We start from the raw sequence: 13,779 nt of genomic DNA, 5'->3' as shown, positions 1-13,779 counted from the left end.
GAAATGGAGGGGAAAAAGAGATGATGAGGGGGATCGGGGAATAGGCCGCTTCACGCACGGCACGGCTCCGTAACCGGCCACACCGTAGAACCGTGATGTTTGTCGAGCCACTTGACCAGTGGTTTGTTGTGAAGATTAACCACTCGACGGGCTATCAGTCCGGGGGGATGGCGCGTGCAGAGCCGGCTATCGGGCTCTGCACGCTTGTGGGTGCGGACTGATGCGCTCCACGGCCCCAGTCAAAGCTGGCATCGGACACTGCCGTTATGGCTCAGAAGTGTCCCCCCTGGCGGCCAGCGCCTCATCTACCTGCTGATCCCGCTGCCCGGTCATGCCGGCGTGACGGGCGATCAGGTGGTAGGTGGCGGGCACCACCAGCAGGGTAACCAGGGTCGCCAAGGAGAGACCGAAGAAGACCACGGTCCCCACCGCCATCCGGCTCTCGTAGCCAGCCCCCATGGAGAGCATCAGCGGCACAGCGCCGATGATGGCGGTGAGCGAGGTCATCAGGATCGGCCGAAGACGGCGCACCGAACCCGCGATGATCGCCTCTTCGAATCCTTCACCGCGCTGACGCAACTGGTTGATGAACTCGACGATGAGAATACCGTTCTTGGTCACCATGCCGATCAGCATGATCATCCCGATCTGGCTGTAGATGCTCATCTCCTGCCCCGTCAGCCAGAGGCCAAGCAGACCGCCGAAGATGCCGAGCGGCACCGTCATCATCACCACGGTCGGGGTGAGGGTGCTCTCGAACTGGGCCACCAGCACCAGATAGACCACCAGCAGGGCGAGGCCGAAGACCATCGCCATCTCCCCCTGATTGTCGCGGTAATCCTTGGAGTCACCGGCGTAATCGACCGTCATGCCGCTCGGCAGATGCTCGTTGGCCCAGCCGTCGAGGAAGTCGAGCGCCTCGCCCAGGGTGTGATCCGGTGCCACATCGGCGGTCAGGGTCACCGCCTTCTGGCGCTGATAGTGGTTGAGGCGATTGGCGGTCGCCACCTGCTTGACGGTCGCCAGGGTCGAGAGGCTCACCATCTCGCCATTGGCCGCTTTCAGGTAGATGCGGCCGAGATCCGAGATGCCGTTGAACTCCTTCTGGTTGGCGCGCAGATAGACGTCATACTCCTCGCCCCTGTCCACATAGGTGGTCTTGCTCACCCCGCCCAACATCGCCTGCAGGGTGCTGGCAACGGTGGAGACCGGTATGCCGAGCTGGCTGGCGCTGTCGCGCGAGACGGTCACCTGCAGCTCCGGCGTTTTCTCGGCGTAGTCGAGATCCGGGCTTATCATCAGGCCACTGGCCTGCGCTGCTTTTTGCAGCTCTAGCCCCTGCTGGTAGAGCTCGGCATAGTCGTTGCCCTGCAGCACGAACTGCACCGCAGCGGTAGAGCCGCCACGGAAGCCTGGCTGGAAGGTGCGGATCATCACATCGGGAATAACCGACAGCTTGGCCCCGAGCGAGCGGGAAAACTCGGTGGCGGTCACATCACGCTCGGCCCAGTCGGTGAGCTGGATGATCACCATGCCGGTCTGATCGCCGCCACGGCCAAAGGCGGGGGTACTGAAGCTCATCGCCTTGACCACCCCCTGGCCCAGCATCGGCATGATGGTCGATTCCACCTGCTGCATGTTGCGCTTCATCCGCTCGATGCTGGTCCCCTCCGCCCCCTTGACGAAGACGAAGACCACACCGCGATCCTCCGTCGGGGTGAGACTGCTAGGCAGCTGGGTAAAGAGGGCACCGATACCGGCCAGACAGAGCAGCAGCGCCAGCGGCATCCAGCGCGAGCGACGCAGCAGCCCCTGCAGCAGATGACGATAGTGCCCCTCCATCCGGCCCAAAGCACGATCGAGGGCCGCCGTCAGCCGGTTCGGCTTGTCGAGCGGGCGCATCAGCCAGGAGCCCATGGCTGGCGTGAGGGTCAGCGCCACCAGCGAGGAGCAGAGCACCGCCAACGAAAGCAACATCGCAAACTCGGTAAAGAGCCTGCCCACCATACCATCCATAAAAGCGATGGGAATAAAGACCATTACCAGCACGGCGGTGGTAGCGATGACCGCAAAGCCCACCTCGCGGGTGCCGTGCCAGGCCGCCAGCAGGGGGGGCTCACCCCGCTGCAGATGGTGGTGAATGTTCTCCACCACCACGATGGCATCATCCACCACCAGACCGATGGCGAGAATAAGCGCCAGCAGGGTGATGAGGTTGATGGAAAAACCGAGATACCAGGCGCCGATAAAGGCGGAGATGAGCGACACCGGGACCGTGATGGCCGGAATGAGTGTGGTGCGCCCCTGCCCGAGGAACAGATAGAGCACTGCCACCACCAGCACGGCACAGATGGCCAGTGTCTCATATACCTCGTCGATGGCCTGCTTGATAAAGATGGTGGAGTCGTAGTCAACCTCAAGGGTGGCCCCCTCCGGCAGGAAGCGCTGCATCTCCACCAGCTTCTTCTCCACCCCCTGTGCCACCGCCAGCGGGTTGGCGGTGGACTGGGCGACGATGCCGATACCCAGACTCTCGCGGCCATTGCGCTGGTAGGCGCTGTCTTCGTTCTTGGCTCCCACCTCCACATCGGCAATATCGGCCAGATAGACACTCTGACCGTTGGTCGCGGTACGGACCTGCAACTGCTGGAAATCTTCGGCGGTGTGGTAGAGCCGGGCAATCTGCACCGACATGGTCATGGAGTTGTTGCGGATCTCCCCCCCCGGCAGCTCTATGTTCTCGCGCTTGAGGGCATCCTGCACATCCGCTACCGTCACGCCGCGGGCCGCCATATCGGCCGGCCTCAACCGCACATACATCACCTGGGTCAGATCGCCGGAGAGCGCCACTTCACTCACCCCATCCACCAGGCTCAAGGGGTCGACCAGCACCCGGTTGGCGTAGTCGGTCATGGCGGTGCGATCCATCTGGCTGCTGCTGAAGTTGAGCCAGACCGCCACGTCACCGCTACCGCTATCCTTGGTCACCAGCGGCTCGTCGGCATCCTCCGGCAGCTTGCTCTTGGCGCGAGTCAGGGCGTCGCGCACATCGGAGACCCCCTCCACCATGTTCCAGCCAAGCTTGAACTCCACCGTGATCATCGAGCGCCCCTTGCGAGTCACCGAGTTGATATTCTTGATACCGCTGATGCCGGAGAGCTGATCCTCGATGGGCTTGGTGACCTGACTCTCCATCACTGCGGGAGCCGCTCCCTCATAGGTGGTGGTGATGGAGACCGACGGGATCTGCACGTCCGGCATCTCCCGCACCGTCAATTTGCTAAAAGCGACCAGACCGAACACGCTGAGCAGGGCGCTGAGCACCACCGCCACCAGCGGTCGGCGTACTGAGATATCGGAGAGCCACATCAGCCATTTACCTCCGCCAGATCGTGCACCTTGGCACCATCACGCAAGTTGACCAGCCCCTCGACCACGATGCGATCGCCGACTTTCAGCCCCTCGGTAACCCAGACAGTCTCACCCTCGGTCTCGCCGAGCACCACTGGCACCCGCTTGACCCGGCCATCGGCCTCAAGGCGATAGACGAAACGCTGCTCGCCGGCGTACTCCACCGACTGGGCAGGGATCAGAGTGAGCTGGCGGGAGGGGAGCAAGAGCTCCACGTTGAGCAGCATTCCCGGGCGCAACTGGCCGTTATTATTGGGTAACTCGACCCTCGCCTTGATGTTCTGGGTCTCGTTGGAGATACGGCTATCGAGGGTGGTGAGGGTGCCGTTAAAGCGCTGATCCGGCCAGGCTGCGCTGGTCGCTGTCACCGCCATGCCGGGGCGCAGCAGGGAAAGGTAGCGCTCCGGCACTGCCAGATCGAGGCGCAGGGTGTCGATATCGTCGAGGTGCAACAGGGTATCGCCGCTATTGACCAGGGCCCCTTCGCTCAAATCAATCAGGCTCACGGTACCGGCAAAGGGAGCGGTGAGAGTGCGCTGGGAGAGTTCGTAACGGGCGGCATCGACCCGCGCCTGCACCTGATCAACGGTGGCCTCCTGCCCCTCCAACACCGACTGGGTGACGGCTCCACGGGCGACCAGCTTGCGCATCTCGGTCAGCTTGCGATTCTCGTCGCGCAGACTGGCACTCTGCTCGGCCAGCTCCGCCTGTTGCTTGCCCGCATCCAGCGCGACCAGCGTATCGCCCTTGTTGACCTGCTGACCCGACTGCACCGCAATCTTGACCAGGCGCCCGGTCACCTCGGGAGTGATCACCACCGAGTGGTTGGCCGCCAGTTTACCTACCAGCTTGAGAGTCGGCTCGGCCAGACTCTGCTTGACGGTCTGGGTACGAATATTTATCTCGCGGGAAGGGGCTTTGGCTGCTGGTTGCAAGTGGCCAACCGCCCACCAGATGGCCGCTACCAGAGAAAGCAGGCCGAGGCCAATCCAGATACGCATTTTCATCAAACAATCCATGAAGTGTTAAGAAGGGGAAATCTGAGTGGGGGCCATTTTAGCCCCAGACTATGCCGTGACTATGTATAAATGTGACAAAACGTAACAGGTGCATGGTGAACTCACCCGGTTTCAGGTAGTTCAGTTTGTTTTCACACCACATCGCATACACTAACGACAATTTCCTTCGCAACCCGACTGACTGCCTATGCCCAACATGTCTGGCCACCGTTTTCTCACACGCCTGACCTGGCTCCTGTTCGCCGTGGTCATCCTGCTGATTGGTTTGACTTTGTGGCAAAGCCTGAAACAGATTGAACGCCTCTATCAAAGCGATACCCTCAACAGTGCCATCTACCTGCGGGATCGGTTCAAACGGACCGAAGTATTTCTGGAGGCGATGCGCGGGCAGACTGAGGAGCGACTGCGCAGCGACCCCCAGTCGGTGCTCACCCGCCAGCTCTATCGCCATATCGAGGCGCTGCCAGAGGGGCTGGCTCTCGACAAGCTCCCCGGTGATTTGCCTGCCGGACTGGCAGGCAACCTCACCGGTGATGGCCCGCTGCCGCCCCCCGGCAGCGAGCGTGAGGCACGCATTCATCTGGCCCTGAGCCTCTCCCCCTTGCTTGCCACCGCCAGCCAGCGCCTTGGCAACGAGATCGCCTGGGTCTACTTCACCGGTGTGGACAACTTTATCTATCTCTACCCTTGGCAACCCTCCAGCCGGTTTCGCTTTTATCCCACCATCTACCAGAAGAGCTTCTGGCAAGATGCGCTGCACAGCACCAATCCGGACAAGAAGACCGTTCTCTCGCGCCCCTATGAGGACTTTATCGGGCGCGGCCCCATGGTCACCATGTCCCAGCCCCTCTACAAAGAGGGAACTCTGGTGGGAATGATCAACATGGATGTGCTGCTCGCCCGCCTGCAGCAGCAGCTCGATCAGATGACCCCGGCGCTGGGGGAATATCTGCTGCTCAATCAGTACCACCAGGTGCTGGCCAGCAGCGCACACCAGCCCGTGGCGCCGCAAAACACCGAACCGACCGGCGAATATCAATGGCGGCAAGGCACATTGCAGCTGACCATGGCGATACCTGATACCCCGTTGCGGCTGGTGCACAGCGTGACCCTGCTACCGCTGGTGTGGGCCATGCTCTGCCAGTCCGCGCCGACCCTGCTCGCCATCCTCTTTATGCTGCTGGCCGTCCTCTCCAACCTGAGATCCCATCGCCTCAACGAGCGGCTCAACTACCTCTCCTGCCACGATGCCCTTACCGGCGCTTTCAACCGCCACTATGTGGTGCTACTGGAGCAGGCGGGAGAGCTGGCCCGGCTGCAAGCGGGGATCCTGATGTTCGATGCAGACCACTTCAAACGAGTCAATGACAACTTTGGCCATGCCGTGGGGGATATGGTGCTAATCCGGCTGGTGCAGATCTGCCAGCAGCAGCTTGGGCCCACAGACCGCCTGATCCGCTGGGGGGGCGAGGAGTTTCTGCTGCTGATTGGCCGCAGTGATGCAACACAGCTCGGCGAGCTGGCGGAGCGACTGAGAAAGGCGGTGGCAGATCACGACTGGGCCGCCATCGAACCCGAGCTAGAGGTCACCATCAGCCTCGGCTATCTCCCCCACCAGGAGAACCTTCCCCTGCACGAAGCGGTACGCCGCGCCGATGTGGCGCTCTATCAGGCCAAGGCCAACGGTCGCAACCGCAGCGAAAGATGGCAGGATGACGCCTCCTGACTCTCGGAGTAAGCTGAGCCCTCAACCCCTTTTTTGGAGGACTGTCGTGCCACGTAAACCCCGCGTTGGGCTCGCTCTCGGGAGCGGCGCCGCCAGAGGATGGGCCCATATCGGCGTCATCCGCGCCCTTGAACGTCTCGGCATCAAACCGGATTTGATCGCTGGCTGCTCCATCGGCAGCTTTGTCGGTGCCGCCTATGCCGCCGGAGAACTGGATCGGCTGGAAACCTGGGTGCGCGGCTTTACCCGCCTGCAGGTGGTCAGCCTGCTCGACCCGGCCCTCTCCGGCGGTCTGTTTCGCGGCGAAAAGGTGTTTGGTCTTGCCGCCAGCCATCTGGGGGATCCCGATCTCGAGAGCCTGCCCATCCCCTTCGCCTGCATCGCCACCGAGCTCGATACCGGCCGCGAGATCTGGCTGCAACAGGGCCCGCTGCGCCAGTCGGTGCGCGCCTCCTGTGGTATGCCGGGGATCCTAACCCCGACCCGGATCAACGACCGCTGGCTGGTCGATGGCGCCGTGGTCAATCCGGTGCCCATCTCGCTGGCCCGCGCCATGGGGGCCGAGGTGGTGATTGCGGTCAACCTCAACACCGATATGCACCAACCCTGGACCGACGAGCCGGATCAACCCGGCAGCGGCGGTCTGCTCAGCCAGTGGCTCAATCGCGGAGAATCCGCGCCAGCCACCCCGGGTCTGTGGAGCGTGATGAGTGGCTCCATCAACATCATGCAGGAGCGGATCACCCGCGCCCGGATGGCCGGTGACCCACCGGAGATCCAGCTCTGCCCGCGCCTTGGCAGCTTCTCCATCATGGATTTTCATCGCGCCAGCGATGCCATCAACGAGGGGGAAGCCTGTGTCGAGCGCAACCTCGATCAGCTCAAGGATGAACTGGGCCGCCTCGGGTTGCTGGGCAATTAGTTGTCGACATGCTGCGGTTTACAAATGAAAAAAAGCGCCATTCGGCGCTTTTTTTCAACTCACTTACCCGGTCACTCCTTACGGTAGAAGAGCAACCCGAGCAGAATCACCCCCACAGAGACCAGCAGATAGAGTCCCAGACTGGGATTGGTGATACCGCCATACAGAATGATGAGTGCCCCCAAAGTGGCGCAGGTCGGGATCACAAACCGCTTTATCCAGCCCAACTCGGTAAAGGTGCGCATGTACCAGACATAGAGGAACAGATAGAGGCCATAAATCAGCACGATCGGCATCTCGTCCAGAGCGATGTAACGACCGAATGTCTCGTTGATGCTGCAGTACCACAGCACTGAGTAGATCACCGACAACAACGCTGCCGCGAGGGCCGAGTTGATTGGCATGTGGTGATGCGGTTCGATACGGCTCATCCACTTGGGGGCTGGCCCCTGATTGCGGATCGCCAGCGAGTAGGGAATGCGCATGGTCGCCAACACCAGACCATTGAGGGTACCGAGGCAGGAGATAATCACGAACACGGTCAAAATGGTCGAGGCAGTCCCGCCAAACAGGCTGGTTGTCGCGAGATTTACCGCGTTATCCCCTTGCACCACTATCTCGTCCGTCGGCAAGACGCTGGCGATCCCCAGAAAATAGGTGACATAGACCACAAAGACTATCAGGGTGCCAATCACCAGTGCTCTGGGCAGATTCTTCTTGGAATCGCGAATTTCGCTGTTGATGGTCACGGCGGCGATCCACCCCTCATAAGCGAAGGCGGTGGCAACCACGGCCGTGGCCAGCGTGCCTCCGGTGCTTCCTATCCCATCCATTGCCTGCACAAAGTTGGTCACGGTGACACCATTGAGCAAGCCTGAAATGGTGCCCACAATGGCAACCAGGATCAGCGGGATCAACTTGATCAGGGTAGAGCCCACTTGCAGCTTGCCCGCCAGGACCGGGGTGTAGAAGTTGATCAGATAGGTGACCGTCATATAGACAGCCGCTAGTATCCAGGTCGCACCAGAGTTGGTCGGATTATCACTACCAAGCAAGATCATGGTGTACAGAGCGGCGACCCAGGCAAGGATGGCGGAAAGAGGGGCGTAATAGAGTACGCCTTTGAACCACCCCACCAGATAACCAAACATTTTGCCGTATGCCGCTTCGGCATAATCGACGATACCGTTGGACTTTTCGATCCGCTGGGCAAACTCGGCAAACACCAGCGCGCCGAAGATCATCGAAAATGCCCCCAGCGCCCATGCCAGCAGCGCAATGGCCAGATTACCGCCAGTCAGACGCAGTACATCATCGGCCTTGAAGAAGACACCGGAGCCGATCACCACGCCGACCACCATCGCAATGGCAGTCATCAGGCCATAGCGTTTATCCAACTCATTACTGCTCATACCCATACTCCATACGATTGCTCATATCATCCTGAATGTAATAGTGTTCAGGTGGCCAGATACCACCAGGGGCCCACTTTTCGGGGCCGCTTATTCTCGTTGGCCTGCATGGATAATTCAAAGCGTGTTAGATCAAAATATCGATCGGCGACCCAAAAAAATACCGCCCGAAGGCGGCATTTCTATTCACATCGATGATCACGCCTTGGCGAGGTCATCCGGGCCAATCTGGCCGATTTCGGCGACTTTCTTGTCTGCCAGCAGCCAGAGGGTGAACTTGTGCAGATCCGGGTGGTGCGCCAGGGCAACCAGGAAGGCGCCCCCAACTTCACGGTAACCCAGCTCGTAGTTTTTCAGTGTGGTGGGAGGAACACCGAGCAAATCGGCAAACTTCGGACGGCTCAAACCGACCGCTTCACGGATCTGACGGATCTTCTTGCCAACAGTGACGATATTTGAATTCATAATGTTCCATACTCCGTTTGACGGATTAAATCCGTCTTTATTTTTCGCGACGACTCGTAGTCAAGTGTATCAGTTTTGTACGGACTCGTTATGGTCGAGCCTCTATCTTTATGAGCGCCTTTCGGCGACAACCCTTATCTTCAACGGGGGATGGTAATCGCTCAGCTGTCTCAGGTAAACAGTCTCGAAAAGAAACCTTTATTGTTGCCACCAGAATAACTCGTATAATCCGCCAGCTACCCATTAAGAGGAATAAGTATGGCGTTTCCCGGCATTATCTCTCGCCTGCACCCGGTTTCTGACCCGGCCCAATTGCAACAACAGCTCAGTCAAGGTGCACAATATCGTGCCGAAGCATTCTGGCTTCCGGCCTTGATGTCCAGCCAGGCCAGCGAGCTGTTGGCCGCCCTGCCGGAGAGCTGCAGCCTGTTTCTTGAACAGGAATCGCATAACCTACCCTTGCGCAGCCACGATGGTGCCCTGCATAACAATGAAGAGCTCACCACGGTAAATGGCCAGTCTATTGCGCTGGCAAGCGCCCCGGGTGATGGTGGTCTGGTAGCTGAATCGGGCATGTGCGAGATGGCCGACTGGCTGGAGGCGGGACACCGCCATTTCATCTGTTCAGCCGCGGTTCAGCCTGTGGCACGAGCCATCCTCAACATCTGGCCCCTGGATCCCTATCTGGCCCGCCACTACCTGATGGCGTTTACTCCCCTGCTGAAAAGTGCAACGGAAGCAGACTACCTCGAGGTGTTCACTGCCAGAGCAAATCCTGCCAACCCGCACTCCGACTGGGTTCAGGCCTATATGAAACTGGAAAAGAAACTGCACAGGGCCTATCTGGATCACTAATTAATCTGGATAAACAGCCATTTAAGGTCACGACACAATTTGCCACAAGGCTCATTTGTGAGCTTGATCATGTTTTAAAATCGGCATAGAGTGCGCCTCGTCATCGGAATGACATCAGTTGCCTGGCAGTGGTTTCTCACGCATTGCGTGCCATGCCAGCGCACTCGACACACCAGGAGAGTGTGCAACCCGGTTGTACCGGGTCATCTGCCAGACTCGACGCCAGCCGTACGGCGGAGCCTGCAGCTTACATAAATTACAAAGTGTGAAGCACGTGAATAACGTGCGATCTCAACGAGGATTTTTTTATGATGAAAATGGCTCCTTCCATGATCGCCATCGCCATGGCTGCTCTGGGTGCTACCGCTGCTCACGCCGCTGACGACATCTACTTCGGTGCCGGTGTCGGTGCTACTCACTTCAACGGCCTGAACAAGCTGGAAAGCACCAATGTAGGCCAGGAAGACGCGGCTGCCGCCAACGCCTTCATGGGTTACAACTTCACCGAGAACTTCGGTACCGAACTGGGCTACCAGTACACCGGTCGTGGCAACACCGACGGCAACCGTTACGAGAGCCAGGGCGCCACCCTGTCCGGTATCGCCCGTATGCCGGTTGGCAACGACTTCTCCCTGTTCGCTGAAGGCGGCGCCTACTGGGGTCACACCGATGGTCTGGGTACCAGCGACACTAAAGTTTCCCCGCTGGCTGGCGCCGGTGTGACCTACAAGGTAAATGACGCGCTGGATCTGCAAGCTCGTTACCGCTACATGTGGGACGTGGCTGACCTGCACGCCAACGGTGAGCGTTACAAGGCCAACCAGAGCATCGCTACTCTGGAAGCGGTATACCACCCGTTCCGCACTTCCTACGTAGCTCCGGTAGCTGCCCCGGTTGTTGAAGAAGCACCGGCTCCTGCTCCGCAAGTTGTAGAGAAGAACTTCGCACTGAACTCAGACGTGCTGTTTGCCTTTGGCAAAGAGACTCTGAAGCCGGAAGGCGTTGCAGCCCTGAATGCGCTGTACCAGCAGATCGTTGAGTTCCAGCCGAAAGATGGCAACGCTGTTGTTGTTGGTTACACCGACCGTATCGGTTCCGACGCGTACAACCAGAAGCTGTCTGAAGCCCGTGCCCGTACCGTTGCCAACTTCCTGGTGAGCAAAGGTATGGCTGCCAGCAAGGTTGCCATCGAAGGTCGTGGCGAAGCCAACCCGGTTACCGGCACCAAGTGCAACGGCGTAACCGCTAAAGCTCAGCTGATCTCCTGCCTGGCTCCGGATCGTCGCGTAGAAGTTCGCGTATCTGGCGTACAAGAAGTTCAGCAATAATCTGACCTCGTTCAAATAATGCAAAAGAAAGGGATGCTGCGGCATCCCTTTTTGTTTGCCTCATTCTCGCTTGCATCATCCCTCACTCCCGCCTCCCTACCCTTGCCTGCCCCGCCCCGAAAGCATAAAGTAGTTGCGCCTGTAAGGTATTGGATAAGCACTAAAAAGCGCTTCTTGTCCGGTCTGTTGTCCATGACGCCACTGCCTCATGAGTGTCCATAAGCCTTCGCTATCCACTTTGCTGGCGGTTTTTTCGCAGCAATAAAAACAAGTGCATTGCCCGACATGGGCTAACACAACGAGGATAAACCGATGAAACTCAAAATGGCTCCTACCCTGATTGCACTGGCGCTCGCCGCCGCAGGAACCACGGCTCAGGCCGCCGATAACTGGTATACCGGTGTCGGTGCCGGTTGGGCTTATGCTCACAACCTGGATGACTTCGGGACAGACACTGACAAGGATGCCACCGCGCTCAATCTGTTCGGCGGCTACAACTTCAACGACTACTACTCGGCAGAACTGGGATACCTCTACGCAGGTAAAGCGGGCGTTGACGGTGCCGATTTCAAAACCCAGGGTGCAACCCTCTCCGGTATCGCCCGCCTGCCACTGGGTGACATCTTCTCGGTGTTTGCCGAAGGTGGTGCCTACTTCAACCACGTCAACGGCAATGGCAACAGCGACAACGGCACTGCGCCGCTGGCGGGTCTGGGCCTGACTGCCAAGCTCTCCGACCTTATCGATGTGCAAGCCCGCTACCGCTACATGTGGAGTCTGGGTGACGAGCAGAAGACCTGGGAGAGCGACATGAGCGTCGCAACCCTGGAGCTGGTGATGCACCCGAACCGCACCACTTACGTGGCCCCCGCTCCGGCACCAGCACCCGAGCCAACCCCAGAGCCTGTGGTGGTTGACAAGAACTTCGCCCTGAGCTCTGACGTGCTGTTTGCCTTTGGCAAATCCACCCTCAAGCCAGAAGGTGTCGCAGCGCTCAACACCCTGTATCAGCAGATCGTCGACGTACAGCCAAAAGATGGCAGTGCCGTGGTCGTCGGTTACACCGACCGTATCGGCACTGACGCCTACAACCAGAAACTCTCCGAAGCACGCGCCCGTACCGTAGCCGACTTCCTGGTTGGCAAGGGCCTGCCGGCTGGCAAAGTTGCCATCGAAGGCCGCGGTGAAGCCAATCCGGTCACAGGCACCCAGTGCAACAGCGTCAAGGGCAAGGCTCAGCTGATCTCCTGCCTGGCGCCGGATCGCCGCGTTGAAGTGCGCGTCACCGGTGTGCAACAAGTCACACAATAATCCTGATCACCTGGATAAGCAGGAGGCCATATGGCCTCCTTTTTATTGTCTTCCATGCCGCCCACCTCAGGCTATCTTTCCTCTTCCCGCATGGTTTCAGTGACATAGGTTCACTTATGGCCGCAATCCACACCTCTTGAGTGGTTAAATACAACCTGTCACCTATACATAAGTGTGGGGTTTGACCAACAAGCAGCCCCACTAAACCACACATCGACGAGGATACGCGATGAACATAAGATTAAAACCTGTGTGGATTGCACTGGCATTGGCGAGCACAGGCGCACAAGCGGTACCGGTCCATGACTGGTATGCCGGGATAGGCGGTGGCTGGGCGATAGCCCACGATCTGAATGATTTCAGCCAGGATGTCAGCAAGGATGCGACTGCGCTCTCCCTGTTTGGCGGCTACAACTTCACGGAGAACCTGGGCGCCGAAATTGGTTACCTCTCCACAGGTGACTGGGATATCAGCGGTCATGAGTTCAACAGCAAGGGAGCTACCCTGTCTGTGATTGGTCGTTTGCCGCTCAGCGAGATGTTCTCGGTGTTTGCCGAGGGTGGTGGCTATATCTATCACGTTGAATCGATCAATGGCGGGGACGACAACCTGGCACCGTTGGCAGGTCTGGGAGTGACGGCCCGGCTCCATGACTGGGTCGATCTCCAGGCCAGGTATCGTTATCTGGTCAGGGTCGGCGATGATCCTGACAATGACAAGGCAAACAGCGGCACCCAGCGTTGGGTCAGCGACATCAGCACAGCAACCCTGGAAGTAGTGATCCATCCCAATCGCAGCCAGCCGACAGAGCCGGCTCCCACGCCCGCACCGGTCGTGGTCCCCCCGCCACCGGCCGAACCGGAGGTGGTAGATCAGACCTTCAACCTCAGTTCCGATGTGTTGTTCGCCTTTGGCAAAGCGGACCTAAAACCGGAGGGGATGAGCGCGCTGGACGCTCTCTACCAGCAGATCGTCGATGTACAACCCAAGGATGGCAGTGCGGTTGTGATGGGATATACCGACCGTATCGGCTCGGATGCCAGCAATCAGAGGTTGTCAGAAGCTCGGGCCCAAACCGTTGCCGACTTTCTGATCAACAAAGGGCTGCCTGCCGACAAGGTAAGCATTCAGGGCAATGGCGAGAGCAATCCGGTCACCGGCAACCAGTGTGACGACATCAAGGCCAGAGCCGCCCTCATAGACTGCCTTGGGCCGGATCGCCGGGTCGAGGTGCGTGTCACCGGCGTACAGGGCGCCAGCGAGTAGTTGATCTTGAGGCGATAACCATGTCAGACGTGCAGTAAAAAGGGATGCTTTCGCATCCCTTTT

General features: G+C 59.1%; 10 protein-coding genes. 6 read left to right on the top strand and 4 right to left on the bottom strand.

What is annotated here, in order from left to right:
* Positions 1–264: 264 nt before the first annotated feature.
* On the bottom strand, positions 265–3,369 hold the full coding sequence (locus tag G5380_RS03910; protein WP_216951818.1) for an efflux RND transporter permease subunit: 3,105 nt from the start codon (positions 3,367–3,369) through the stop codon (positions 265–267).
* Positions 3,369–4,418, bottom strand: coding sequence for an efflux RND transporter periplasmic adaptor subunit (locus G5380_RS03905; RefSeq protein ID WP_216951819.1), 1,050 nt, complete (start codon positions 4,416–4,418; stop codon positions 3,369–3,371). The genes G5380_RS03910 and G5380_RS03905 overlap by 1 nt, the downstream gene beginning before the upstream one ends.
* Positions 4,419–4,617: 199 nt before the next feature.
* On the opposite strand from G5380_RS03905, the gene G5380_RS03900 reads away from it, so the two are divergent.
* Together G5380_RS03900 and G5380_RS03895 are read left to right on the top strand one after the other, a co-directional pair.
* Positions 4,618–6,156 carry a sensor domain-containing diguanylate cyclase gene (locus G5380_RS03900; RefSeq protein WP_421352392.1) on the top strand — a complete coding sequence of 513 codons (1,539 nt, stop codon included), beginning with the start codon at positions 4,618–4,620 and terminating at the stop codon, positions 6,154–6,156.
* A gap of 46 nt (positions 6,157–6,202) precedes the next feature.
* On the top strand, positions 6,203–7,078 hold the full coding sequence (locus G5380_RS03895) for a patatin-like phospholipase family protein (RefSeq protein ID WP_139459998.1): 876 nt from the start codon (positions 6,203–6,205) through the stop codon (positions 7,076–7,078).
* 71 nt (positions 7,079–7,149) lie between these two features.
* Here G5380_RS03895 and G5380_RS03890 read toward each other — a convergent pair whose 3' ends face one another.
* Positions 7,150–8,490, bottom strand: a complete 1,341-nt coding sequence (locus G5380_RS03890) for an APC family permease (RefSeq protein ID WP_266134071.1) — start codon at positions 8,488–8,490, stop codon at positions 7,150–7,152.
* 198 nt (positions 8,491–8,688) lie between these two features.
* Positions 8,689–8,955 (bottom strand): helix-turn-helix domain-containing protein, encoded by a 267-nt coding sequence (locus tag G5380_RS03885; protein ID WP_005338367.1) that lies wholly within the window; start codon positions 8,953–8,955, stop codon positions 8,689–8,691.
* Between the two features lie 258 nt (positions 8,956–9,213).
* Here G5380_RS03885 and G5380_RS03880 point away from each other — a divergent pair, with 258 nt between their 5' ends.
* The 4 genes from G5380_RS03880 (at position 9,214) to G5380_RS03865 (ending at position 13,716) form a co-directional block, all read left to right on the top strand.
* Complete coding sequence (locus tag G5380_RS03880; protein ID WP_421206210.1) at positions 9,214–9,810, top strand: hypothetical protein; 597 nt, start codon at positions 9,214–9,216, stop codon at positions 9,808–9,810.
* Positions 9,811–10,118: 308 nt separating this feature from the next.
* Entirely contained in the window at positions 10,119–11,138 is a 1,020-nt protein-coding gene (gene ompA / locus G5380_RS03875; RefSeq protein WP_266134073.1) for a porin OmpA, read from the top strand.
* A 312-nt stretch (positions 11,139–11,450) separates the two neighbouring features.
* Positions 11,451–12,449, top strand: coding sequence for a porin OmpA (ompA, locus tag G5380_RS03870; protein ID WP_266134074.1), 999 nt, complete (start codon positions 11,451–11,453; stop codon positions 12,447–12,449).
* A 229-nt stretch (positions 12,450–12,678) separates the two neighbouring features.
* A complete protein-coding gene (locus G5380_RS03865) occupies positions 12,679–13,716 on the top strand; it encodes an OmpA family protein (RefSeq protein ID WP_421206207.1) in 1,038 nt (345 codons plus the stop codon).
* Positions 13,717–13,779 lie beyond the last annotated feature (63 nt).

The organism is Aeromonas sp. 604443 (assembly GCF_049170315.1).
Classification (GTDB): domain Bacteria; phylum Pseudomonadota; class Gammaproteobacteria; order Enterobacterales; family Aeromonadaceae; genus Aeromonas; species Aeromonas veronii_A.
Note: the sequence above shows the minus strand (reverse complement) of the source record. Positions and strands in the feature narration are given on the sequence as shown.

Coding starts and splice junctions, on each gene's coding strand:
- G5380_RS03890 (WP_266134071.1), bottom strand. CDS start 8,490: ATGAGCAGTAATGAGTTGGATAAACGCTATGGCCTGATGACTGCCATT.
- G5380_RS03880 (WP_421206210.1), top strand. CDS start 9,214: ATGGCGTTTCCCGGCATTATCTCTCGCCTGCACCCGGTTTCTGACCCG.
- G5380_RS03905 (WP_216951819.1), bottom strand. CDS start 4,418: ATGAAAATGCGTATCTGGATTGGCCTCGGCCTGCTTTCTCTGGTAGCG.
- ompA (WP_266134074.1), top strand. CDS start 11,451: ATGAAACTCAAAATGGCTCCTACCCTGATTGCACTGGCGCTCGCCGCC.
- G5380_RS03885 (WP_005338367.1), bottom strand. CDS start 8,955: ATGAATTCAAATATCGTCACTGTTGGCAAGAAGATCCGTCAGATCCGT.
- ompA (WP_266134073.1), top strand. CDS start 10,119: ATGATGAAAATGGCTCCTTCCATGATCGCCATCGCCATGGCTGCTCTG.
- G5380_RS03910 (WP_216951818.1), bottom strand. CDS start 3,369: ATGTGGCTCTCCGATATCTCAGTACGCCGACCGCTGGTGGCGGTGGTG.
- G5380_RS03900 (WP_421352392.1), top strand. CDS start 4,618: ATGCCCAACATGTCTGGCCACCGTTTTCTCACACGCCTGACCTGGCTC.
- G5380_RS03865 (WP_421206207.1), top strand. CDS start 12,679: ATGAACATAAGATTAAAACCTGTGTGGATTGCACTGGCATTGGCGAGC.